This window comes from Citrobacter sp. Cpo015 (assembly GCF_030333035.1).
Classification (GTDB): domain Bacteria; phylum Pseudomonadota; class Gammaproteobacteria; order Enterobacterales; family Enterobacteriaceae; genus Citrobacter; species Citrobacter portucalensis.
Genome location: NZ_JAOWGS010000028.1, coordinates 198,382 through 221,979, shown reverse-complemented (window position 1 = coordinate 221,979; position 23,598 = coordinate 198,382). Strand labels below are relative to the sequence as shown.

General features: G+C 52.4%; 25 protein-coding genes and 3 tRNA genes. 11 read left to right on the top strand and 17 right to left on the bottom strand.

Going from position 1 to position 23,598, the window contains the following annotated elements; translation table 11 throughout:
* The first annotated feature begins 82 nt into the window (after positions 1 to 82).
* Both OGY67_RS10310 and lplA read left to right on the top strand, forming a co-directional pair.
* The gene (locus OGY67_RS10310) at positions 83 to 724 is read left to right on the top strand and encodes a YtjB family periplasmic protein (RefSeq protein ID WP_286573933.1); all 642 of its coding nucleotides are present in this window, start codon (positions 83 to 85) and stop codon (positions 722 to 724) included.
* A 37-nt stretch (positions 725 to 761) separates the two neighbouring features.
* Positions 762 to 1,778 (top strand): lipoate--protein ligase, encoded by a 1,017-nt coding sequence (gene lplA / locus OGY67_RS10305; protein ID WP_286573932.1) that lies wholly within the window; start codon positions 762 to 764, stop codon positions 1,776 to 1,778.
* 150 nt (positions 1,779 to 1,928) lie between these two features.
* On the opposite strand, the gene deoD is transcribed toward lplA, so the two are convergent.
* The 4 genes from deoD to deoC form a co-directional block, all read right to left on the bottom strand.
* Positions 1,929 to 2,648, bottom strand: a complete 720-nt coding sequence (gene deoD / locus OGY67_RS10300; protein WP_000224864.1) for a purine-nucleoside phosphorylase — start codon at positions 2,646 to 2,648, stop codon at positions 1,929 to 1,931.
* A gap of 204 nt (positions 2,649 to 2,852) precedes the next feature.
* Positions 2,853 to 4,076, bottom strand: a complete 1,224-nt coding sequence (gene deoB, locus OGY67_RS10295) for a phosphopentomutase (RefSeq protein WP_219987405.1) — start codon at positions 4,074 to 4,076, stop codon at positions 2,853 to 2,855.
* 51 nt (positions 4,077 to 4,127) lie between these two features.
* The gene (deoA, locus tag OGY67_RS10290) at positions 4,128 to 5,450 is read right to left on the bottom strand and encodes a thymidine phosphorylase (RefSeq protein ID WP_016151609.1); all 1,323 of its coding nucleotides are present in this window, start codon (positions 5,448 to 5,450) and stop codon (positions 4,128 to 4,130) included.
* A gap of 135 nt (positions 5,451 to 5,585) precedes the next feature.
* Positions 5,586 to 6,365 carry a deoxyribose-phosphate aldolase gene (gene deoC / locus OGY67_RS10285; RefSeq protein ID WP_003019042.1) on the bottom strand — a complete coding sequence of 260 codons (780 nt, stop codon included), beginning with the start codon at positions 6,363 to 6,365 and terminating at the stop codon, positions 5,586 to 5,588.
* A 261-nt stretch (positions 6,366 to 6,626) separates the two neighbouring features.
* On the opposite strand from deoC, the gene OGY67_RS10280 reads away from it, so the two are divergent.
* On the top strand, positions 6,627 to 8,177 hold the full coding sequence (locus OGY67_RS10280) for a YjjI family glycine radical enzyme (protein WP_111466148.1): 1,551 nt from the start codon (positions 6,627 to 6,629) through the stop codon (positions 8,175 to 8,177).
* Positions 8,149 to 9,012 (top strand): YjjW family glycine radical enzyme activase, encoded by an 864-nt coding sequence (locus OGY67_RS10275; RefSeq protein ID WP_286573931.1) that lies wholly within the window; start codon positions 8,149 to 8,151, stop codon positions 9,010 to 9,012. Before OGY67_RS10280 ends, OGY67_RS10275 begins: the two co-directional genes overlap by 29 nt.
* 214 nt (positions 9,013 to 9,226) lie before the next feature.
* On the opposite strand, the gene OGY67_RS10270 is transcribed toward OGY67_RS10275, so the two are convergent.
* The 8 genes from OGY67_RS10270 to holD all read right to left on the bottom strand — a co-directional run bounded on the left by OGY67_RS10270 (position 9,227) and on the right by holD (position 15,613).
* Positions 9,227 to 10,003 carry a metal-dependent hydrolase gene (locus tag OGY67_RS10270; RefSeq protein ID WP_174770728.1) on the bottom strand — a complete coding sequence of 259 codons (777 nt, stop codon included), beginning with the start codon at positions 10,001 to 10,003 and terminating at the stop codon, positions 9,227 to 9,229.
* Positions 10,000 to 11,073 carry a patatin-like phospholipase family protein gene (locus tag OGY67_RS10265; protein ID WP_032942313.1) on the bottom strand — a complete coding sequence of 358 codons (1,074 nt, stop codon included), beginning with the start codon at positions 11,071 to 11,073 and terminating at the stop codon, positions 10,000 to 10,002. The genes OGY67_RS10270 and OGY67_RS10265 overlap by 4 nt, the downstream gene beginning before the upstream one ends.
* 119 nt (positions 11,074 to 11,192) lie before the next feature.
* Positions 11,193 to 11,354 (bottom strand): DUF1328 domain-containing protein, encoded by a 162-nt coding sequence (locus OGY67_RS10260; protein WP_003019081.1) that lies wholly within the window; start codon positions 11,352 to 11,354, stop codon positions 11,193 to 11,195.
* 127 nt (positions 11,355 to 11,481) lie between these two features.
* Positions 11,482 to 12,099 carry a molecular chaperone OsmY gene (osmY, locus tag OGY67_RS10255; protein ID WP_048214994.1) on the bottom strand — a complete coding sequence of 206 codons (618 nt, stop codon included), beginning with the start codon at positions 12,097 to 12,099 and terminating at the stop codon, positions 11,482 to 11,484.
* Between the two features lie 308 nt (positions 12,100 to 12,407).
* Positions 12,408 to 13,997 (bottom strand): peptide chain release factor 3, encoded by a 1,590-nt coding sequence (prfC, locus tag OGY67_RS10250; RefSeq protein ID WP_003829982.1) that lies wholly within the window; start codon positions 13,995 to 13,997, stop codon positions 12,408 to 12,410.
* A gap of 92 nt (positions 13,998 to 14,089) precedes the next feature.
* A complete protein-coding gene (gene yjjG, locus OGY67_RS10245) occupies positions 14,090 to 14,770 on the bottom strand; it encodes a pyrimidine 5'-nucleotidase (RefSeq protein WP_008786125.1) in 681 nt (226 codons plus the stop codon).
* A gap of 14 nt (positions 14,771 to 14,784) precedes the next feature.
* Complete coding sequence (rimI, locus tag OGY67_RS10240) at positions 14,785 to 15,231, bottom strand: ribosomal protein S18-alanine N-acetyltransferase (RefSeq protein ID WP_003829985.1); 447 nt, start codon at positions 15,229 to 15,231, stop codon at positions 14,785 to 14,787.
* Positions 15,200 to 15,613, bottom strand: a complete 414-nt coding sequence (holD, locus tag OGY67_RS10235) for a DNA polymerase III subunit psi (protein WP_286573930.1) — start codon at positions 15,611 to 15,613, stop codon at positions 15,200 to 15,202. The genes rimI and holD overlap by 32 nt, the downstream gene beginning before the upstream one ends.
* Positions 15,614 to 15,716: 103 nt before the next feature.
* On the opposite strand from holD, the gene rsmC reads away from it, so the two are divergent.
* The 4 genes from rsmC (at position 15,717) to OGY67_RS10215 (ending at position 17,289) form a co-directional block, all read left to right on the top strand.
* Entirely contained in the window at positions 15,717 to 16,748 is a 1,032-nt protein-coding gene (rsmC, locus tag OGY67_RS10230) for a 16S rRNA (guanine(1207)-N(2))-methyltransferase RsmC (protein ID WP_008786123.1), read from the top strand.
* Positions 16,749 to 16,970: 222 nt separating this feature from the next.
* Positions 16,971 to 17,057: transfer RNA gene (locus tag OGY67_RS10225), tRNA-Leu, on the top strand.
* Positions 17,058 to 17,085: 28 nt separating this feature from the next.
* Positions 17,086 to 17,171, top strand: a tRNA-Leu gene (locus tag OGY67_RS10220).
* 32 nt (positions 17,172 to 17,203) lie between these two features.
* Positions 17,204 to 17,289: transfer RNA gene (locus tag OGY67_RS10215), tRNA-Leu, on the top strand.
* Between the two features lie 39 nt (positions 17,290 to 17,328).
* On the opposite strand, the gene OGY67_RS10210 is transcribed toward OGY67_RS10215, so the two are convergent.
* Positions 17,329 to 17,565 (bottom strand): DUF1435 domain-containing protein, encoded by a 237-nt coding sequence (locus tag OGY67_RS10210; protein ID WP_003019100.1) that lies wholly within the window; start codon positions 17,563 to 17,565, stop codon positions 17,329 to 17,331.
* Positions 17,566 to 17,820: 255 nt separating this feature from the next.
* Between OGY67_RS10210 and OGY67_RS10205 the strand changes: the two genes are divergently transcribed.
* The gene (locus OGY67_RS10205) at positions 17,821 to 18,897 is read left to right on the top strand and encodes a GGDEF domain-containing protein (RefSeq protein WP_003829994.1); all 1,077 of its coding nucleotides are present in this window, start codon (positions 17,821 to 17,823) and stop codon (positions 18,895 to 18,897) included.
* A 108-nt stretch (positions 18,898 to 19,005) separates the two neighbouring features.
* Positions 19,006 to 19,794: a siderophore-iron reductase FhuF gene (gene fhuF / locus OGY67_RS10200; RefSeq protein ID WP_286573929.1), complete on the top strand. Its 789-nt coding sequence runs from the start codon at positions 19,006 to 19,008 to the stop codon at positions 19,792 to 19,794.
* A gap of 29 nt (positions 19,795 to 19,823) precedes the next feature.
* Here fhuF and OGY67_RS10195 read toward each other — a convergent pair whose 3' ends face one another.
* Positions 19,824 to 21,167, bottom strand: coding sequence for a PTS cellobiose transporter subunit IIC (locus OGY67_RS10195; protein WP_003829998.1), 1,344 nt, complete (start codon positions 21,165 to 21,167; stop codon positions 19,824 to 19,826).
* Positions 21,157 to 21,300 (bottom strand): hypothetical protein, encoded by a 144-nt coding sequence (locus OGY67_RS10190; RefSeq protein WP_020996240.1) that lies wholly within the window; start codon positions 21,298 to 21,300, stop codon positions 21,157 to 21,159. Before OGY67_RS10190 ends, OGY67_RS10195 begins: the two co-directional genes overlap by 11 nt.
* Before the next feature lie 235 nt (positions 21,301 to 21,535).
* Between OGY67_RS10190 and OGY67_RS10185 the strand changes: the two genes are divergently transcribed.
* Positions 21,536 to 21,994 carry a YbaK/EbsC family protein gene (locus OGY67_RS10185; RefSeq protein WP_003830001.1) on the top strand — a complete coding sequence of 153 codons (459 nt, stop codon included), beginning with the start codon at positions 21,536 to 21,538 and terminating at the stop codon, positions 21,992 to 21,994.
* Between the two features lie 57 nt (positions 21,995 to 22,051).
* On the opposite strand, the gene bglJ is transcribed toward OGY67_RS10185, so the two are convergent.
* Both bglJ and OGY67_RS10175 read right to left on the bottom strand, forming a co-directional pair.
* Positions 22,052 to 22,729 carry a DNA-binding transcriptional activator BglJ gene (gene bglJ, locus OGY67_RS10180; RefSeq protein ID WP_048214999.1) on the bottom strand — a complete coding sequence of 226 codons (678 nt, stop codon included), beginning with the start codon at positions 22,727 to 22,729 and terminating at the stop codon, positions 22,052 to 22,054.
* Positions 22,690 to 23,415, bottom strand: a complete 726-nt coding sequence (locus OGY67_RS10175) for a helix-turn-helix transcriptional regulator (RefSeq protein ID WP_008786119.1) — start codon at positions 23,413 to 23,415, stop codon at positions 22,690 to 22,692. The genes bglJ and OGY67_RS10175 overlap by 40 nt, the downstream gene beginning before the upstream one ends.
* Between the last annotated feature and the right edge of the window lie 183 nt (positions 23,416 to 23,598).

Genomic DNA, 23,598 nt, shown 5'->3' with positions numbered 1-23,598 from the left:
ATCAGGGGAAAATAACGCATGAGGCTACCCTGTAACCAGCGCTTCTGGCAACATTAAGTCTCAAATTTTCAGCAGGTGGAATATGGCTCGCGCAAAACTAAAATTCCGACTTCATCGTGCAGTGATTGTATTGTTCTGTCTTGCGCTGCTCGTCGCCCTGATGCAGGGCGCATCCTGGTTTAGTCAAAGTCACCAGCAGCAGCGTAATCCGCAGCTCGAAGAGCTGGCCCGTACGCTGGCCCGCCAGGTGGCGCTAAATGTTGCTCCGCTAATGCGTACCGAAACGCCGGATGAAAATCGCATCAAAGCGGTACTCACACAGCTGACGGAAAGTAGCCGTATTCTGGACGCTGGCGTATACGATGAACAGGGAGACCTGATTACGCGCACCGGCGAGAGCGTCAACGTTCGTGACCGACTGGCGCTCGACGGCAAAAAAGCCGGGGGTTATTTTAACCAGCAGATTGTCGAACCCATTCAGGGGAAAAATGGTCCGCTGGGCTATTTGCGTCTGACGCTGGATACCCACACCCTCGCCACCGAGGCGAAGCAGGTAGATAACACCACCAATATCTTACGCCTGATGCTGCTGCTGGCGCTGGCGATTGGCGTCGTGCTCACCCGTACCTTATTGCAAGGCAAGCGTACCCGCTGGCAGCAATCCCCTTTCCTGCTGACCGCCAACAAACCGGTGCAGGAAGAAGACAACGAGAAAAAAGAGTAAAAGCAGTAAAAACTGTAAAACAGAAGGGAAATCAACCATGACTACACTACGCCTGCTTATCTCAGACTCTTACGATCCGTGGTTTAACCTCGCGGTCGAAGAGTGCATTTTTCGCCAGATGCCCGCCACGCAGCGCGTCCTGTTCTTGTGGCGTAACGCCGATACGGTGGTGATTGGCCGGGCGCAAAACCCGTGGAAAGAGTGTAATACCCGCCGTATGGAGGAAGACAACGTGCGGCTCGCCCGCCGTAGCAGCGGCGGCGGCGCGGTGTTCCATGACTTAGGCAATACCTGCTTTACCTTTATGGCCGGTAAACCGGAATACGACAAAACCATTTCCACCGCGATTGTCCTCAACGCATTGAATTCTCTGGGTGTGACGGCGGACGCCTCCGGGCGTAACGATCTGGTTGTGAAAACGCCAGACGGCGATCGCAAGGTTTCAGGCTCTGCTTATCGGGAAACGAAAGATCGCGGCTTCCACCACGGCACGCTGCTGCTAAATGCCGATCTCAGCCGCCTGGCAAATTATCTCAATCCCGACAAAAAGAAACTCGCGGCAAAGGGGATCACCTCTGTCCGCTCACGGGTGGCGAATTTGACGGAGCTGTTACCGGGCATCACCCATGAACAGGTCTGTCAGGCCATCACGGAAGCCTTTTTTGCTCATTATGGCGAACGCGTTGAAGCGGAAGTGATCTCACCGGATAAAACGCCGGATCTGCCAAATTTTGCCGAAACCTTTGCCCGCCAGAGCAGTTGGGAATGGAATTTTGGTCAGGCACCTGCTTTCTCGCATCTGCTGGACGAGCGTTTCACCTGGGGTGGCGTTGAGCTGCATTTCGACGTCGAAAAAGGTCATATCACGCGCACACAGGTGTTTACCGACAGTCTCAATCCCGCGCCGTTAGAAGCGCTGGCGGAGCGGCTACAGGGCTGCCAGTACCGCGCCGTTGTTTTACAGCAGACTTGCGAAGCGCTGGTTACGGAATATGCGGATCAGGAAAACGAGCTGCGTGAACTGGCAGCGTGGGTGGCGAAGGCCGTGCGTTAAGCGATTAGTGGCGAATTGCCGGATGGCGGCTGCGCCTTATCCGGCCTACAAGACCGCTCCTGTAGGCCTGATAAGCGAAGCGCCATCAGGCATTAATAGCGGCATTCCCGTAGGCCCGGTAAGCGAAGCGCCACCGGGCCACAACAACCCTTACTCTTTATCGCCCAGCAGAACGGATTCCAGCGCGATTTTGATCATGTCGTTGAAGGTCGTCTGACGTTCAGCGGCAGTGGTCTGCTCGTGAGTACGGATATGGTCGGAAACGGTGCAGATGGTCAGCGCTTTTGCACCAAACTCCGCAGCAACACCGTAGATGCCCGCCGCTTCCATTTCCACGCCCAGCACGCCGTATTTTTCCATCACGTCGAACATTTCACCGTCCGGAGAGTAGAACAGGTCAGCAGAGAACAGGTTGCCCACGCGCGCGTCTACACCCAGTGCTTTTGCCGCATCAACCGCGTTACGCACCATGTCAAAGTCAGCGATAGCAGCGAAGTCATGATCTTTAAAACGGATACGGTTAACTTTGGAGTCGGTGCAAGCACCCATACCGATAACCACGTCACGCAGTTTAACGTCCATACGCACAGCGCCGCAGGAGCCTACGCGAATGATTTTCTTCACGCCGAAATCGGTGATCAGCTCTTTGGTGTAGATGGAGCAGGACGGGATACCCATACCGTGACCCATAACGGAGATCTTACGGCCTTTGTAAGTACCGGTGAAACCTAACATACCGCGAACGTTGTTCACTTCACGAACATCTTCGAGGAAAGTTTCAGCAATATGTTTTGCACGCAGCGGGTCGCCCGGCATCAATACGACGTCAGCGAAATCACCCATTTCTGCATTAATATGTGGAGTTGCCATTTTTTGTCCTTATTTCGTTGTTATTGCCTGATGGCGGCTACGCCTTATCAGGCCTACAAAACGTATGCAAAACAGTGAAATACCCTAAGGATTTCGCGTTGTAGGAAGGCGACGAATTCGTGAATCCCCGGGAGCATAGATTCACTATGTGACCGGGGTGAGCGAATGAAGTCAACGCATCTACAGCGCGAAAGACAACGGGTATTACAGCATGTTTTTACCGTAGTCCATTGGTGACGTACCAAAGTAGCTCGCCAGCGTCTGACCGATATCCGCGAAGGTTTCACGGTGACCTAAAGAACCTGGTTTCACTTTCGGGCCGTAGACGAGTACCGGGATGTGTTCACGGGTGTGGTCAGTGCCGGTCCAGCTTGGGTCGCAGCCGTGGTCAGCGGTTAGGATCAGAATGTCATCTTCACCCACCAGCTCCATCAGCTCAGGCAGACGGCGGTCGAACAGTTCCAGGCCCGCAGCATAACCGGCGATATCGCGACGATGTCCCCAGGAAGAGTCGAAATCAACGAAGTTGGTGAAGACGATGGTCTTATCACCTGCTTCTTTCATCTCTTTGATGGTGGCGTCGAACAGCGCGTCCAGACCGGTGGCTTTCACTTTTTTGGTGATGCCGCAGTTAGCGTAGATATCCGCAATTTTACCGACGGAAACCACGTGACCGTCTTTTTCGTCGACCAGTTTCTGCAGCACGGTCGGTGCTGGCGGCTCAACGGCCAGGTCGTGACGGTTACCGGTACGCTGGAAGTTACCGGCTTTATCACCGATGAACGGACGTGCGATAACACGACCGATGTTGTAACCACCTTCGGTCAGCTCTTCACGTGCGATTTCGCACAGCTCGTAGAGTTTATCCAGGCCAAACGTCTCTTCGTGGCAGGCAATCTGGAACACGGAGTCAGCGGAGGTATAGAAAATCGGCTTGCCGGTTTTCATATGCTCTTCACCCAGTTGATCCAGGATCACGGTACCGGAAGAGTGGCAGTTGCCGAGGTAGCCTGGCAGGTTGGCACGTTTTACCAGTTTATCCAGCAGTTCCTGCGGGAAGCTGTTTTCATGATCGGAGAAATAACCCCAATCAAACAGAACCGGGACACCCGCGATTTCCCAGTGGCCAGACGGCGTGTCTTTCCCGGAAGAAAGTTCATGCGCCCATGCGTAGGCACCAATCACTTCCGCGTTACCGTCCATACCAGCAGCAATTTTACCGGTAGAACCTTCGTGAGCTTTCACCAGGCCCAGACGGGTCAGGTTAGGCAGATTCAGTGGACCTTTGCGACTATTGTCAGCCTCACCTTTCGCACAGGCTTCTGCAATGTGTCCCATAGTGTCTGAACCTACGTCGCCAAAGCGATCCGCATCTTCAGTCGCACCAATACCAAAGGAGTCCAGCACCATAATAAATGCACGTTTCATCTTGTTCTCCATACATCTGCGCCGCAAAAAAGCGATCAGATCAGTATACAGTTATTCGGTAATACGACGATAGACTGTCGGTGTAATTTCTGGCGCTTTATCGTCAAGGCTAATTGCCGCTTTGACCGCTTTCGCCGCTTCCTGCCAGCTGGCTTCGTCTTTCGCGTGGATCACCGCCAGCGGGCGTTGTCCGTCTACGCTGTCGCCCAGACGCGCCATATCGCTAAAGCCAACGCTGTAATCAATGGTGTCCGAAGCCTGACGACGACCGCCACCCATGGAAACGACCGCCATCCCCAGCGCGCGGGTATCCATCGCGCTGACAAAGCCTTCGGTATCAGCATATACCGCTTTGCTGAGCATTGCCGTCGGCAGATACTTCGCATAATTTTCGACGAAATCGGTCGGGCCTTTTTGCGCCGCAACCATGCGACCAAAAATCTCTGCCGCTTTACCGTTGTCCAGCACCGCCTGCAATTTCGCACGGGCTTCGGCGTCATCTTTCGCCAGATTGCCGGAGATCAGCATTTCCACGCACAGCGCCATGGTGACGTCTAACAGACGTGGATTGCGGTATTCACCGGTCAGGAACTGCACCGCTTCGCGAACTTCGACCGCGTTACCTGCGCTGGAGGCCAGCACCTGATTCATATCGGTTAACAGCGCGGTGGTACGTACACCCGCACCGTTTGCCACACCGACAATCGCTTCAGCAAGAGCTTCAGAAAGCTCGTAGGTCGGCATAAAGGCGCCGCTGCCCACTTTCACATCCATCACTAGCGCATCCAGCCCTTCCGCCAGTTTTTTCGCCAGAATGGAACCGGTAATCAGCGGGATGGAATCCACCGTCGCGGTAATATCGCGGGTGGCATAAAAACGTTTATCCGCCGGTGCGAGCGAGCTGGTTTGCCCAATAATCGCCACACCCACGTCTTTAATAATTTCACGGAAGCGCGCGTCGTCCGGGAAGATGTCAAATCCAGGAATCGCTTCCAGTTTATCGAGTGTACCGCCGGTATGCCCTAGGCCACGCCCGGAGATCATCGGAATATAGCCGCCGCACGCTGCGACCATCGGGCCTAACATCAGTGACGTTACGTCACCTACACCGCCGGTAGAGTGTTTATCCACAATCGGGCCGTTCAGCTGCAGGCTTTTCCAGTCCAGCACGGTTCCTGAATCACGCATTGCCATGGTCAGCGAAACTCGCTCAGGCATTGTCATATCGTGGAAGAAAATGGTCATCGCCAGGGCGGCGATTTGCCCTTCAGAGATGGTGTTGTCGCGAATACCATTGATAAAGAAACGAATTTCTTCATCGCTCAGCGCATGACCATCACGTTTTTTACGAATAATTTCTTGTGCGAGAAACACGGTAACCCCCAGGGGAAAAGAGTAGAAGGCCGTTGTAGGCCGGGCAAGCAACGCGCCACCCGGCAGTCGTCTTAATGCCGGATGGCGGCTACGCCTTATCCGGCCTACGTCGCTACAGCTCCGGCAATATAAGGCTTAGTAGCTGCTTGCGCTCTTGCCGTCGCCGTGACCCAGCGCTTTCAGCAGGCTCGCCAGCAGGCTGGATGCGCCAAAACGGTAGTGACGAGAATCAGCCCAGTCAGCGCCAAACAGTTCATCGGCAATCGCCAGGAACTGCTGTGCATCTTCTGCAGTGCGCACGCCACCAGCCGGTTTGAAACCTACAGTTTTAGAAACACCCATGTCGCGGATCACTTCCATCATGATGCGTGCGCTTTCCGGCGTCGCATTGACCGGCACTTTACCGGTAGAGGTTTTGATGAAATCAGCACCAGCTTTGATGGAGATTTCAGACGCTTTGCGAATCAGAGCTTCTTCTTTCAACTCACCGGTTTCGATGATGACTTTCAGCAGCACGTTTGCCGCCGCACACGCGTCTTTGCAGGCTTTAACCAGATCGAAACCAATCTGCTCATTACCGGCGATCAGCGCACGGTACGGGAACACCACGTCAACTTCATCTGCGCCGTAAGCAATCGCCGCGCGGGTTTCAGCCAGCGCAATCTCGATGTCGTCGTTGCCATGTGGGAAGTTGGTTACGGTTGCAATGCGGATGTCCGGCGTGCCCTGCTCTTTCAGGGTCTTACGCGCAATAGGGATGAAACGCGGATAGATACAGATTGCGGCAGTGTTGCCAACCGGGGTCTTCGCCTGATGACACAGCGCGATCACTTTTTCATTGGTGTCGTCGTCATTCAGAGTGGTCAGGTCCATCAGTTTCAGTGCACGCAGGCTGCTTGCTGTTAAATCGGTCATAACATTCTCCAACGGCATCGCCGTATAAAATTTCACCTTGCGAGTTTGTTAGTATTCTAACATCCGCTCGCAATTACACTTCGATATACATCACAGTTAATGAAAACCACATACAGATTTGCATTACTCTAATGAGATCTACTTCAAATAAATCACCTTTTCTAAAGGGATGCGGTGGCATCAGGCGCATCCGGATCAAAGGTTGCGGCGGCGTTGCTTTCTACAATGGCGTTACACCTTCGGGATAAAAAGGAATCAACGATGCCCACTTCAAGCGAACTCGCGCTGCAACAGCGTTGCCAACAAATCGTGACCAGCCCAGTGCTCAGCCCTGAGCAGAAACGCCACTTTCTGGCGCTGGAAGCTGAAAACGCGCTGCCTTACCCGCAACTGCCTGCACAGGCACGTCAGGCGCTGGATGATGGGGTAATCTGCGATATGTACGAAGGTCATGCCCCGTTCAAACCGCGCTATGTTTTACCCGATTACGCGCGTTTTCTGGCCAATGGCTCATCGTGGCTGGAGCTGGAAGGCGCCAGGGATCTTGATGACGCGTTGTCCTTACTCACTATTCTTTACCACCATGTTCCGTCAGTGACGTCGATGCCGGTTTATCTCGGCCAGCTCGATGCCCTGCTGCAACCGTATGTTAGAATTCTAACACAAGACGAGATCGATATTCGAATAAAACGTTTCTGGCGTTATCTCGACAGAACCCTGCCAGACGCGTTTATGCATGCCAATATCGGCCCCGCCGATACACCAGTCACCCGTGCAATTTTACGCGCGGATGCAGAGTTAAAGCAGGTTTCGCCTAATCTGACATTCATTTATGACCCGCAAATCACACCTGACGATCTGCTGCTCAACGTGGCGCAAAATATCTGTGAGTGCAGTAAGCCGCATATTTCCAACGGCCCTGAAAATGATAAAATTTTCACAAAAGGTCAGTATGGCGTCGTCAGTTGTTACAACTCTTTGCCGCTCGCCGGGGGTGGAAGCACGCTGGTCAGGCTTAATCTGAAAGCCATCGCAGAGCGCAGCACCTCTGTCGATGACTTCTTTACGCGCACCCTACCGCACTACTGCCAGCAGCAAATCGCCATCATTGATTCACGATGTGAATTTCTCTATGAGAAATCACATTTCTTTGAGAATAGCTTCCTGGTGCAGGAAGGGTTGATTGATCCCGAACGTTTTGTGCCTATGTTCGGGATGTATGGTCTGGCGGAGGCGGTGAACCTGCTGTGCGATAAGGCGGGACAGAATGCGCGCTATGGGAAAGATGAGTTCGCCAATCAGCTCGGCTATCGTATTAGCGCCTACCTGGCGGAGTTTGTCGAAAATACCCCGGTGAAATATGGCTGGAAGCAGCGCGCGATGCTGCATGCACAGTCGGGGATCAGTTCTGACATCGGCACCACGCCAGGTGCACGCCTGCCTTACGGCGATGAGCCGGACCCGATCACCCATCTGCAAACCGTCGCGCCACATCACGCGTTTTATCACGCCGGGATCAGCGACATTCTCACGCTGGATGAAACCATCAAGCGTAATCCTCAGGCGCTGGTGCAGTTGTGCCTCGGGGCGTTTAAAGCCGGAATGCGCGAGTTTACCGCCAACGTGAGCGGCAACGATCTGGTCCGTGTCACCGGGTATATGGTGCGCCTGTCGGATCTGGAAAAGTATCGCGCCGAAGGGTCACGAACCAACACCACCTGGCTTGGCGAAGAAGCCGCGCGCAATACGCGCATTCTGGAACGACAACCTCGCGTGATTAGCCATGAACAGCAGATGCGCTTTAGTCAGTAGGCTGATTCCTTTCTCCTGCGTCGATGGGCCGGGCAGTCGCCTGGCTCTGTTTCTGCAAGGATGTAATCTGCGCTGTAAAAATTGCCACAATCCTTGGACGATGGGACGCTGCAACGACTGCGGGGAGTGTGTGCTGCATTGCCCGCATGAGGCGCTGAGCCTGAGCGCAGGGAAAGTGTGGTGGCAGTCCGATGTGTGTCAGCAGTGTGACACCTGCCTGCATATGTGCCCCCAGCAGGCCACGCCGATGGCGCAGAGTATGAGCGTTGATGAAGTGCTGCAACATATTCGTAAAGCGTCACTGTTTATCGAAGGGATAACCGTTAGTGGCGGTGAAGCGACTACCCAGCTCCCCTTTATTGTGGCGCTATTTACCGCGATAAAAACCGATCCGCAGTTGCAACACCTGACCTGCATGGTCGACAGCAACGGCATGCTGAGCGAAACCGGCTGGCAGAAGCTGCTGCCGGTGTGCGACGGCGTAATGCTGGATTTAAAAGCCTGGGACAGCACGTGTCATCGGCAGCTTACCGGCCGCGATAACACGCTGATTAAACAAAGCATTAGCTTTTTGTCCGGGCAGAGAAAACTGGCGGAACTCCGCCTGCTGGTTATTCCTAGTCAGGAAGATTATCTACAGCATATCGATGCGCTGGCGGCGTTTATCAAACGCACCGGTGACGTACCGGTACGGCTGAATGCCTTTCATGCGCACGGGGTGTATGGCGAAGCGAAGGACTGGCCGAGCGCCACGCCGAAGGATGTGGAACACCTGGCGCAAAGATTGCGCGAGCGCAGGGTGGATAATTTGATCTTCCCGGCGCTGTACCTGTGATTGCCGGATGCGGCTACATCATTTGCAGGCCGGAAAAAACACAGCCGCCATCCGGCAAAGATATGCCTGATGCGCTTCGCTTATCAGGCCTACGAAGCGCATACTTTTGTAGGCCGGATAAGGCGCAGCCGCGATCCAGCGAAGTTATGCCTGATGCGCTTCGCTTATCAGGCCTACGAAGCGGACACTTTTGTCGGCTGGCTACGCCATCCAATCACATGTTAAACAGCGCCGTGGTATTACGATACAGCGCGTCAGCGATCACGTCCGCAGGTTCCGGGCGCAGTTCGCATAAGACGTCGAAGACTCTGACTACCTGCTCCGGGCGGTTAGGCTGCCCCTGAAAGCCGTTGAGCGGCATATCCGGCGCGTCGGTTTCCAGCAACAGCGATTCCAGCGGCAGTTGCGCTATTACCTCGCGGGTTTTACTGGCGCGCGGATAGGTAATGGTGCCTCCCACGCCAATTTTGTATCCCAGTTGCACAAAGCGCTCTGCCTGCTGCACGCTCCCGGAAAAACCATGCACCACGCCAGTTCGCGGCAAAGCATGACGTTTCAGGTGCATCGCCAGCTTGTCATGGGTGCGCCGCGAATGCAGGATCACCGGCAATTCATACCGCTTCGCCAGCTTTAGCTGCGCTTCCAGCACCCGCTCTTGCTTTTCGAATTGCGGATCGTCCCGATACAGATCCAATCCAATCTCGCCTAGCGCCACCAGCTTTTGTGGGCGCTTATCCAGCTCCTGTTGCAACTGGTCCAGGCAGTCATCGCTATGTTGTTCAATAACAATGGGATGCAGACCAAGCGCGGCAAACAATGGAGGATAATTTTCCGCTAACGCCAGTACGCGGGGAAAATTCGCCGCCTGGGTGGCCGGAACGATAATGCTCTGTACACCAACCTCCGCCGCGCGCTGAATGCTGGCAGATTCATCTCCGGTAAACGGCGGGAAATCAAAGTGACAATGCGTATCGATAAAACGATAACTCACGCCAAATCCTCATTATCAAACGTTGTGTCGTTCGCCTGAGGCGCATTGGTCACCACTGGCACATGGGCATCGTTGGCCACCGGCGCGGGAGGAACTACCACCGGTCCCGGCACCACAATCTTCGGCGTCTGACGAGGCAGCGGCGCATTTTTCGCCAACAGTTTGCCGACTGTCGCCAGAAAGTAACGACCGCACAGGCGTCCGGTTTTGTAATCTTCCCTCAGTGCCGGAATACGGCTGCCCAACGCCATGCTATGGAGTGGTTTTGGCGGATAGATCTCAAAAATACGCAGCTTGCCCGGCGGCTTCTCAATAAAGCTCTGGATAGCACGATAGCTGGTCTCATGATGCTGCACCAGATTCAGAAACGGTTGCAGGCTACTTTCACCCAACCAGCGCTCCATACGTTTGAACCACTGCGGGGTGTAGTACATTTGCGAAGGCACAGTGCGAATCACTACCAACGTTTTTGCCCCCTGCTTCGCTGCCTCCTGCACAGGTATGGCATCACTAACGCCTCCATCCAGATAGTTCACGCCGTCCAATACAACCCCTGTGCGGTAGAACCCGGGAATCGCGCTGGAGGCTCGAATGAGGTCGAGCCAGTTTTGCCGGTTCGGCGAAAAATAGCCGGGCGTGTAATCATCGCCCCGACAGGCGCACATATAAAACGCTTTCCCTGCGGCAAACAAACGCTCGGCGTTATCCATCGCCAGCGGCATCTGGGATGCGGTCGAATCCACGAGCCAGTCGAGATCGATTAAGTTTCCCCCGCGCACAAAGCGTACCGGGTCAAAAAATTCGCGTCGGGTGGTGTATCGCATAATAACTTTGCGACCGTAACCGGGCTGGTTACAGAGATAGGCTGAAAGGTTTTGCGCGCCAGCGGACGTCCCGTAGAAGAGCTCAAAAGGGTTAAACTGCGCGCGCATGAATTCATCCAGTACGCCAGCGGTAAAGATACCTCTTTGTCCCCCACCCTCGCACACCAGCGCCATATTGCCTGGTTGAAACGGACGTAACGATAACGGCGCAATATTACCGAGCGTGACGGGTATTCTCTGCCCCACCTCTGCCTTCCTGTTGTTTTGTAATAGAACAACAAAGTAACGCAAATTGCCTGACGCTAAAACCGTAAAAGCCAGTCCACTGGACTGGCTTGGTAGCAATTTTTCTTTACGGCTATGGGCTAGGGTCGTTTACGCCCTGTAAACAGGCTGACCAAAAACAGAATGATCCCCACCACGAAAACAATTTTCGCTGCGCCGGCTGCAGTACCCGCCAGTCCACCAAAACCGAGTGCGGCGGCAATTAACGCGATAACCAGAAATATGATGCCCCATCGAAACATATGCTTCTCCTTTACCATAGTTAATTTCACCGCTTGATATGAGCGCTCAGGCTGCCCATCGGCGATATTTTCAGTGTGGTGCACAACACGCCTCCCGACAAACGTCAGGAGGACGAATTAAGTCTAATTACTGAGTTTTGAGATCGTTTTTGACGCTTTTCACGCCATCAATCGCTTTGGCGATGCTCTCAGCACGATCGCTTTGAGCCTGTGAATCGACGGTGCCTGAAAGTTGCACAACGCCCTCGGTGGTCTCAACTTTCACCTTGCGGGAAGGGACGATATCATCGGCCAGCAGCTTGGCTTTTACCTCACTGGTGATTGCCGTATCGCCCGCATAGCCTTTAACGGAGGTTTCTTTACTATCACGCACATGCAGTTTGTCGCTAACGGAGGTCACGCCCTCAACGCCTTTCGCCACTTTCACCGCTTCTTCGGCCTGCGCCTGGCTTTCAACAAACCCGCTTAGTGTCACCACCTTTTGATCTGTTTTGACGGAAATATCGGTGCTCTTAATGCTTTCGTGGTCCACCAGCGCGGCTTTTACTTTCGCGGTGATGGTGCTGTCATCCATGAAATTACCGACTTTGTTCATAGAGCTATCGACTTTCTGCCCCGCACTTTCGACGCCGGATTGCGCTTTATCCATCGTGGCGTTTTCTGCATAAGCAGAACCCGTTGCAACAGCGGAGGTCAGCATCACGGCCAGCAGCGTTTTAGAAATCTTAAGTCCTGTCATTGTCATCGATGTATTCCTGTATGTTTTGCTAAAAGCTATGCTCTGCCGTTACACGGCCTGAACCAGCAACTAATCTTGTAAGTGAAATAAATATCAGCAATAGACGCTGCAACAGGCAGCCTAAAAAGCATTTAACGCCGATATTTATGTCATCACATTGTTAAATATAGTTCACGATTTCGTGATCGCAGTCAAAATTGATTAAAAAACAGGCAAACAAAAGAAAAACGCGAGGTTTTAAGAACATTCCGCAAGGGATTTAAAAGACTGGAAAAGTTGCAGGACACGGCGGATACCGTGCCCTGGAAGGTCGATTAGTGTTCGCGTGTTTTACGGAACTGAACGTCCGGGTAACGTTCCTGGGTGAGATTCAGGTTAACCATGGTTGGTGCGATATAGGTGAGGTTATCGCCGCCATCCAGCGCCAGCTGAATTTCGTTCTTACGCTTAAACTCTTCGAATTTCTTCACGTCAGAACATTCTACCCAGCGCGCAGTCGCCACGTTGACGGATTCATAAATCGCTTCAACGTTGTACTCGCTCTTCAGACGTGAAACCACCACGTCAAACTGCAGCACACCGACAGCGCCCACGATCAAATCGTTATTGGCGATCGGACGGAATACCTGCACTGCGCCCTCTTCTGACAGCTGAACCAGCCCTTTCAGCAGCTGTTTCTGCTTCAATGGATCCTTCAGGCGAATACGACGGAACAGCTCCGGTGCGAAGTTCGGAATACCGGTGAACTTCATCATTTCGCCCTGGGTAAAGGTATCGCCGATCTGGATAGTGCCGTGGTTATGCAGACCGAGAATATCGCCCGGATACGCTTCTTCCACATGAGAACGGTCACCGGCCATAAAGGTGAGTGCGTCGGAGATCACCACGTCTTTACCAATGCGCACCTGGCGCATTTTCATGCCTTTCTCATACTTGCCGGATACCACACGCATGAACGCCACGCGGTCACGGTGTTTCGGGTCCATGTTGGCCTGAATTTTAAACACGAAACCGGTGAACTTCTCTTCTGAGGCTTCAACGACGCGGGTGTCGGTTTTACGCGGCATCGGCGCAGGCGCCCACTCCACTAGGCCGTCCAGCATATGGTCAACGCCGAAGTTACCCAGCGCGGTACCGAAGAAGACCGGGGTGATTTCGCCCGCGAGGAACAGCTCATGGTCGAACTCGTTGGACGCACCCTGCACCAGCTCCAGCTCGTCGCGCAGCTGCTGCGCCAGGTCTTCACCCACGGCAGCATCAAGTTCCGGGTTGTTCAGACCTTTAACAACACGCACTTCCTGAATGGTGTGTCCTTTACCGGTCTGATACAGGTAAGTTTCATCTTTATAAAGGTGATAGACACCTTTGAACAACTTACCGCAGCCAATCGGCCAGGTGATTGGCGCACAGCCGATTTTCAGTTCGTTCTCGACTTCATCCAGCAGCTCCATCGGATCGCGGATGTCACGGTCGAGTTTGTTCATAAAGGTCAGGATCGGCGTATCGCGCAGACGGGTAACTTCCATCAGCTTACGGGTACGATCCTCGACGCCTTTTGCGGCATCGATAACCATCAGGCAGCAGTCCACCGCCGTCAGAGTACGATAGGTATCTTCGGAGAAGTCTTCGTGCCCCGGGGTGTCCAGCAGGTTCACCAGGCAGTCATGATACGGAAACTGCATCACAGAGGTGGTAATGGAGATACCACGCTGCTTTTCCATTTCCATCCAGTCAGATTTTGCATGCTGGCTGGAGCCACGACCTTTTACCGTACCGGCGGTCTGAATGGCCTGTCCGAATAACAGTACCTTTTCAGTAATTGTCGTTTTACCGGCATCCGGGTGAGAAATAATGGCAAAAGTGCGGCGTTTGGCCACCTCTTGCAAATAAGGAGACAACGTCATAGTCAAATCTTCTTAGGTAAGCACGGCAACGGGCCGGGCAAGTTGAATACGAAAAATTGCGGCTATTTTACCCATCAACGGGGGGGAGGCAATCAGTGTTTACACAGGAGCTGCTCCAGTTCGCTTAATGACGCTACGGTCCAGGTCGGCTGAATGCCCGCTGGCTGCTCGCGGTGGTGCGTATTTAGCCAGCAGGTGGATAGCCCGGCGTTAATGCCGCCAAGAATATCGGACTCTGCGGTGTCACCCACCATCAGCACGCGAGAACGGTCAGGATTACCCGCCTGCTCCAGCGCATGGTCAAAAATACGGGGGTCGGGTTTTGCCACCCCAACCTGCTCAGAAATCACCAGCAGGTCGAAATAGTCGCGCAGCCCCGTCCGCTCAAGGCGGATTTGCTGCAACGCGGTAAAGCCGTTAGTAATGATGCCGATTTTCGTTTTATCGCGAATCGCATTGAGCAGAGAAACTGCCCCCGGCAACGGTGAGCAGATCTCCGCCATCGCATTGATGAATGCGTCATTAAGCTGGCCCGGTTCAACCTTCAGGCGTTCGGCCCAGCTCTGAAAACGGGCATGCTGCAGTTGTAATGAGGTAATCGCGCCGTTTTGGTAATCCACCCACAGCGGTTTATTCACGGCCTGGTAGTCCTGAAAATCTTCAGCGGTAAAGGTAATGCTATAGTCGAGAAACATCCGCTGTAAGCCGGTAAACGAGTCAAACGTAAACAGCGTTTCGTCGGCATCAAAGAAAATCCAGTCCCACTTCTTCATCATTACACCTTGTCTTACATGCTGATTGGCAACGCCATGATGATGGCGTCTTCGTGACCATCGGCCGTTGGATAGTAGTTGCGGCGGATCGTCGCCTCGTTAAAGCCTAAGCTTTCGTACAGCGCGATAGCGGCCGCATTCGAGGCGCGCACTTCAAGCCACAGGGTCAAAATGCCACGCTTTTCCAGCTCATCGATCAGGTGCTCCAGCAGCTCACGCCCCAGGCCCCGGCGCTGAAAGTCAGGATCGACGGCGATATTGAACAACGTCGCTTCATCCAGTACGACCTGCGTAATTGCAAAGGCGGCCATCACGTCGTCAACCCTCAACTGAAAATTGAGGTAGCGATCGCCCTGGTTGCTGGCAAATGTTTTTTCACTCCACGGAAAAGCGTGGGCGCGTTTTTCAATCTGAAATGCTGCTGGTAAATCAGTCGGCTCGAGGGAAGAAATCGTGTTCATATGCGCAGATTTGTTGCCATAACGCGGCGCGTGCCGCTGGGTTTTCCCGTAATTCATTAAACGCAGGACTCTCGACCTGAGCGCCCTCCAGCAGCAGCGGCTCTTCGGTTCCCAGCCGCCAGCTATTACAGCGACTGCCTTGCGGCAGCATGGCGACACGGTCAGGCGTCAGTTGTAAAACCTGAGCCGGGCTAACGGTTAATGCGCGTAAAATATCGCTGATCAACGGTTCGGTTAGCGCGGGTAACTGTGCAGCAACCATCACCAAACGGACATGCGCAGGAATGGAAATCGCGATCTCGCCCTGCAGTGCGCCAGGACGACGCAACGACCACTGCGTAATGCCCAGTTGCTGTAACTGCCAGTCTCGTCGGGATGTCATAGCGAAACACTCCTGTCTATCAGGGGCGCAAATATAGCAAATTTGTCGAATCCGTGCCATCAAACAACTATAATCCCCCGCTGTACAATTTAAGGAGCATTCCATGTCTGCTTTTACCCCGGCAAGTGAAGTCTTGCTGCGCCACAGTGATGATTTCGAACAAAGCCGTATTCTGTTTGCCGGTGATTTGCAGGATGACCTGCCTGCCCATTTTGAAAGCGCCGCCAGCCGTGCGCACACCCAGCAACTTCACCACTGGCAGGTGCTTAACCGCCAGATGGGTGACAACGTCCGCTTCAGCCTCGTCGCGCAGGCCGATGACGTTGCCGATAGCGATACGCTGATCTACTACTGGCCGAAGAATAAGCCGGAAGCCCAGTTCCAGTTGATGAACATTCTGTCGCTGTTACCGGTGGGCACCGATATTTTTGTTGTCGGCGAGAATCGCAGCGGCGTACGTAGCGCAGAGCAGATGCTTGCCGAATACGCACCGTTAAACAAAGTCGACAGCGCACGTCGCTGTGGCCTGTACCACGGTCGTCTGGAAAAACAGCCAGTCTTTGATGCAGAAAAATACTGGGATGAATACCAGACAGAAAATCTGACCATCAAAACGCTGCCGGGCGTCTTCAGCCGTGACGGTCTGGATGTTGGCAGCCAACTGCTGCTCTCCACGCTGACGCCGCACACCAAAGGCAAAGTGCTGGATGTCGGCTGTGGCGCAGGCGTTCTCTCCGTCGCCTTAGCCAGCCACTCGCCGAAAGTGCGCTTAACCCTGTGCGATGTTAGCGCCGCCGCCGTTGAAGCCAGCCGCGCAACGCTTGCAGCCAACGGCATTGAAGGTGACGTCATCGCCAGTAACGTCTTTTCTGACGTGACGGGTCGTTTTGATATGATCATCTCCAACCCGCCGTTCCACGACGGTATGCAGACCAGCCTTGATGCCGCACAAACGCTGATTCGTGGCGCAGTGCGTCATCTCAACAGCGGTGGTGAACTGCGTATTGTGGCGAACGCCTTCCTGCCTTATCCGAAGGTTCTGGATGAAGTGTTTGGCTTCCATGAAGTTATCGCGCAGACCGGACGTTTCAAGGTCTATCGCACTGTGATGACGCGCCAGGCGAAAAAAGCCTAACGGCTGTAGGCCAGATAAGGCGTTTACGCCGCCATCCGGCGTGATACCGAGCAACGCCGGATGGCGCTATCGCTTATCCGGCCTGCATAAAACGCCAAAAACCGAAGAAACGCCTTTTTTTTCGGCAATCACGTTAAGTTCGAAAATTAACTGTTGACGCCCTGCATAAAATCTCTAGAATTCGCCCCCGTGGTAACGATACTTTTTGAGTGTCGATGGTATGCGAAGGTGGCGGAATTGGTAGACGCGCTAGCTTCAGGTGTTAGTGTCCTTTCGGACGTGGGGGTTCAAGTCCCCCCCCTCGCACCATAATCCACGTTGATATTGCTCGCACTGGGCGAAGGTGGCGGAATTGGTAGACGCGCTAGCTTCAGGTGTTAGTGTCCTTAGGATGTGGGGGTTCGAGTCCCCCCCCTCGCACCAACGAGGCGATATCAAAAAAATAAGATGACAGTGCGAAGGTGGCGGAATTGGTAGACGCGCTAGCTTCAGGTGTTAGTGTCCTTAGGATGTGGGGGTTCGAGTCCCCCCCCTCGCACCAATTATCTTATTTCCCTCTCGATTTCCTTCTCTGTTTTGTTCATCCCTGATTCCAGTTCATCATTACCAAAACAATGCCACCAATCAGTGCCGCGCATGAAGGTAACAAAACAAAGTGCCGTAAACGTTTGTGGTACAGCATGAGCGAAGTCAGCAGTAATCCTAATACAATCATCACCTTCCATACGTAGACCGACAGGTCGCTATATGCCATCCCGGCAATCAGCATTCCCGGCAGCAGAACACCCCATCCACTGCCCAGCGTACGTTGCAACATGATTTCACCTATAACACTGATAATGATAACCAATATCATATGATAAAATTTCTCATTTGTCAGCCGTGAAGCACTATCAATTATATGAGTTTTACTTAACGATTGATGACATGAATAATCCAAGGTGATAAATTGCTCACCGGTTAGCTCTTCAACTAAAAACAATAAAATCCTCTGCGAATGATACCCCGTTCGTTATTTGTTTTATTTACCAACACACCTTCGTACATTGCAGATAACTAACAATATTTACCTATGACAGTACAATCCTGGCGAACTCTGCGCACAAAAAAATACCAACTCTCTTTACGACTGTTTCTACTGCTCAACGCAGTCTCCGCGCTGTTTACGCTTTTTTTCCCTCTGTTTGCGGTCAAAGCCTTATCAGTACCGGCGTTGCTGATGCTGGTGATGAGTACACTGCTGCTGGTATGGCATGGGAAATACGCGGATAAAAGAATTAATCTCCCTTTTATTTCAATCGTTTTTGGCTTGTTATGGGCGTTACATATATTCTTGAAATATAACGCTCTAGGTCAGAATGATTATTATTTCCTGTTAATAGCGCTGCTCAGCGTACTGTTTATTGGCTCTATCGCTTTTGCCAATAATATCATCGCGTTTACGCTCCACTCACTCCCCTCCGTCGCCGTTTGTTTATGGCTTAACGGCAGCGAACATGGTTTGCGGATTTTCTATTTTATGGCGCTGCCTATGGCCGGTATCGCCATCCAGCATGTGATACAAAAGCGCTACGATGGATTCGCTCAGCAACTGATGTACAAACTGCTGGAGGAAAGGGAAACCCTGAACGGGCTCAGCATGCTCGACCCGCTAACCGGTTTGTATAATCGCCGGGGGCTGCAACACCGGCTCGATACGCTGTTGGCTCTGAGTAATTCGAGGCACTTCGTTCTGCTGCTGGATATCGACCATTTCAAATCCTATAACGATCATTACGGACATATGATGGGCGACCAGGCGTTGATCCGTGTTTCTGCCGCCATCCGAGACTCCGTACGCTCCCGGGATGTGGTGGCACGTTTTGGCGGTGAAGAATTTATGATTTTGCTGACCGCGGTCGATCCACAGCAGGCCCAGGCTGCCGCCGAACGTATCCGCCAAAAAGTGTACGACCTTAAAATCCCTCACATGTTTAATGAGAGCGTGGCAACCAACGTAACCGTCAGTATCGGCATTGCACCTCTGGTAGAACAGGATATTGATGCTGCTATCGCCAAAGCGGATAAAGCCCTTTACGAGGCCAAGAATCTTGGGCGTAACAATACCCTGGTCAGCGATGAGCTGCGGGTAAACTGCCCCTCTACCTGAGCTTTCTGTGCGCTGCCGCTCGGGATGGCGACAAAGATCTTGCCATCGCTCAATGTCAATTATAGGATTAGCAATCATTATCATTAAGATTAACATCCTTATATCGACATGGCTTATCGTTCCGCACCGATCGTTGAAGATGTCATCTGGCGTAGCCATCTCCCCTCAGAGATGCCCTCGCTGGCTGCTGCCGTACGCGCAACGATAGCCAAAACTCGCGAGCACCTGCTGGACTTCATTCGTCTTGACGAAACGCCTGTGCCAGGTGCAATGACGCTGCATGAATGGATGCAACCGGCGACGCTTAGCTCGCTGCTGGCCGTTTATTCAGACCATATCTATCGCAACCAACCCACGCTACCCCGCGAAAATAAGCCCCTGATTTCTCTTTGGGCGCAATGGTATATCGGCCTGATGATGCCTCCGTTAATGGTGGCCCTACTGACGCAAAAAGAGGCTATCGACGTCTCTCCTGAACATATGCGCGTAGAGTTTCACGAAACGGGCCGTGCGGCCTGCTTCTGGATCGACGTCCATCAGGATCACCAGGCTACAGCCCTGTCTCCTCAACAACGCATGGAAACGCTGATTCTCTCAGCGCTGACGCCGGTTGTGCAGGCGTTGGAAGCTACTGGCGAGATCAACGCGAAGCTTATCTGGAGCAACACCGGATATTTAATTCACTGGTATTTAACGGAAATGAAGCCGTTGCTAGGTGAGGAACTGCTGGCCACGCTGCGCCAGACCTGCTTTTTTGAGAAACAACTCTCCTGCGGTCAGGATAACCCTCTATGGCGAACCGTTGTTCCGCGTGAGGGGCTGTTAGTACGCAGAACCTGCTGCCAACGCTATCGCCTGCCTGACGTTCAGCAATGCGGAGACTGCACGCTGAAGTAAGCGAGGAGCCGTAGCCCCTCGCCAGATATTTATGCAACCTGCTGGTTTTCCTCTTCCATACGCTGCGCTTCTTCTTTTTCCTGCGCCAATAGCTGCTTTTCGTAGACCTTAAAGAATGGGAAGTAGATAACGGCCGACACCAGCGCCAACAGCACCACCAGAATAGCCGCACGATAATCCCAGCCTAATGCCCATGCCGCGCCAACCGGTGCCGGTGCTGTCCAGGGAACCACTGAAATGACCCGCCCAATTAAATCCAGTTTCATCGCCGCCCAGGCCAGTACCGCATTCACCATTGGGGCCAGCAGGAAGGGGATAAAAAACACCGGGTTCATGACAATCGGCGTACCAAAAATCACCGGTTCGTTAATATTAAAAATGCTGGGGACTACGCTCAGACGCCCAATCGAGCGTAGATGAGCCGAACGACTACGCAGATAGCAAATCACCAACCCCATCGTTGCACCTGACCCTCCGACCACAATAAAGAACGTCCAGAACGCTTCCATAAAGATATGCGGTAACGGCGCGCCCTGCGCCAGCGCCGACTGGTTCATCCCAAGATTAGTTAGCCAGAACATTTGCAGCATTCCCGACACAATTGCCGCGCCGTGAATACCCGCAAACCACAATAGATGGCCAATCAATACCGCCAGAAGTATCGCCGGGAGAGAATCTGCAGCCGACACCAGTGGTTTAAAGATGGCCATAATGGCCTGCGGGATCAGCATGTCAAACTGCGACTGTATCACCAGACTCAGCGGGTACAGCGTCAGTACTACCACCAGCACCGGGATCAGCAGATCGAAAGAGTTTTTGATCATCGGCGGCACCTGATCGGGTAAACGGATGCCGATGTTGTGCGCCTTCAGGAAGCGCATCATTTCAACACAGTAAATGGCCACCAGGATGGCGGTGAAAATCCCCGTTCCTCCCAGACTATCAACCGGCATTGTGCCTTTGGTTTTTGGCGCGGCAATCAGCAAAAAAGCCATGATTGATAGCATCGCACACATAAACGGATCTAACTGATGCGACTTCACATAGTGCTTGCCCAGGTTATAAGCAATAGCCGCACATATGTAGACCGACATAATCCCCATCGTCATATCAAACGGTGTGAGGATTTGGCCTTCAAACTGTTTTGCCAGATCCAGCCACGCGCGAGCAAATCCCCAGGTGGTATCCGGAGAAAAAGGCGGGTAGGCAAAAACCAGCAGAAAAGAGCCTACAATCATAAAAGGCATCGCCGAAATAAAACCGTCGCGAATGGCCATTACATGTCGTTGCGAAGAGATGCGCCCGGCAACAGGGCTGACGTAATTTTCAACAAAGCGGAAAATCACGTTAAACACAGCATGGTTAGTAGACATAGCCGTTCTCCCGTTGTGCAAAACCCTGCAACCGCGCTGGCATCAACACCGCCACCACGTAAAGCCCATTACCACTTTTCGCAACCGTGCCGGGAGGAACACCAGCGCTACCGCTTTTCGAGTTAAGTTTCATAGATGGCTCTTATTATGTGATACAGAGGAAGTGACAACTTCAGTATTAATCGTCATTTCAGCATTCTGCAACCGGTTACTGTAACCGGTTTCTTTGATTGTGAAGACGATCGAAAAACTGCTAATGTTGCTATGTTGTTACAATAAAATATTTACAGTGTGGTTGCCCCTATGACAAATTACATCCTGCAGTTTTCTGCTGTGCAGGGCTATCTGTAAGCGATAGGGAGAGAAGAATGAGTTTGCAATCAGTACGCCAATTCCTGGCGCAACATGCACCAGATATCGAGATCATCGAATTAAACCAGAGCACAGCAACCGTTGATCTGGCAGCAAAAGCCCATAACGTTGAACCTGGCCAAATAGCTAAAACACTTTCACTAAAGGTGAAGAACGATATCATCCTGGTCGTGGCAAAAGGCGATGCCCGACTGGATAATAAAAAGCTAAAGAGTACGTTCGGCGCCAAAGCCCGAATGTTAAGTAGTGATGAGGTCGTGAACGCGACGGGGCACCCCGTTGGCGGCGTTTGCCCCTTCGGATTAGAAACACCGATATCAGTGTACTGTGATGTTTCTCTGAAGCACTACGCTGAAGTGCTGCCTGCCGCAGGTGCCATCCACAGCGCAGTTCGCATCACGCCTGAAAGGATGGCTGAATTGACTTCTGCCACCTGGGTTGACGTGTGTCAGTAATGTTCCACACACTAAACCGGCGACCAAGCCCGGCAAGAAACACGTCAACGTTGCCCGTCACGAAACCGCCTGCATAAAAGGCGCTGGCTCGCCAGCACGCAGATACAGCAGGATGTCGGCGGCATCCAGTAACCCGGCATCCGAGCTGACCCCCAGTTTGGACATCACATTGAATTTGTGTGCCCGAATGGTTTTGATGTTCCGTTCAAGCTGAACAGCAATCTGTGGCATCGAATAACCATTCGACATAAAGCGCAGTATTTCTCGTTCTGTCGGGCTGAGCATACGGCTTTGATTAATATACCAATGGTTTTTCGTGCCTTCGGTTCCCCGACCAGGGCTGCTTAACGCCGTAAATAACGCGTCCTGCAACACCGTTAACGAAGAAGCTTTACTCACAACGCCATCTAACGGCAAGGGGGATAGGGAACCAATTAAACGCGCTTCAGCGTCATCATCGGCAATCACCACACGGCGAATCCGCGGATAATTTATCGCCAGCTCCGTTAAATAGGCCAACCCTGCTCTTCGATCGGTTCTGATTGCAGAGAGGGAAAAAATAACTGCCGAAAACGACATCTTTAACATTGCCTGGCTAAAAGCGGGCTGGTTTGAAAAGAGATGAAGTTTATATTGGTCATCCGGCATGGTATTAAATAAGCTCTTAATACCCACGCTGCTCATCGTGCACTTTTCTACCAGTGCAACGTTTCTTTTGATGATTCTGCTTTCCATTCCGTGGTTTCTCCATAAACTGAAGGTAAATTAAGTTCTCGCGATCCTTGAGAACTATTTATCCAGGCATACATTTCTGCATTGCTATTTATCGACAAGCGACGCATAGCGCTATTCTTTTGGGCACTGATTGTTTTATTGCTTTTTTTCAGCAACGCCGCAATCTGGTTAATCCCCCATCCTTTCCCAAGGAGGCGCAATACTTTTCTTTCAGAGAGAGTGAGAACGATAGATCGTGCGCTATGGTCTAACAATTGCGGCATAGCAGGCGGAGAGAGCAGCGCCTTGCTTATTCTCTCTGCTCGTGTATTTCCCGCGTGAATAACATTCACTAAACTTTCAATCGGCTCGGCGTCAGAGAGCAGCGAGCTGACAGGACACATCAGTAGTTCAACCGCCAGAGGATAAAAGATACGAGATACGAGAAATACCCAGTGAATATCACGGTATTGAGATAATAAAGAATAATATTGTTCGCAAACTGCACGTGGATGATTGCAGTCTCCGGTTAAATCAGCAATTACCAAATCAGCACACCGTAGCTGTAATAACGTCAGTTCTTCAACAGAACGACAGTAGGTAAGTTCGTAATCGGAGAACTTTCCCTGCATTATACCTTTAAGCCCAGTTTGTATAATCGGTGATTTACTAATAATAATTGCGTTTTTGCAGCGTCCTGGCAACATATCCCCTCCACACTCACCAGTCCGCAATCGTACTTAATTAAATTTTCCCGGGTGGATTAATAATCTTAACTCACAGGAAAATACTCCGAACAATAAGCGGGGTGAATTGTTATCCTTGGTATTTATTTCAAAAAGTATTGACGGCACCATCCAAATAGCGCCAAATTCTAAGCTATTATTGCA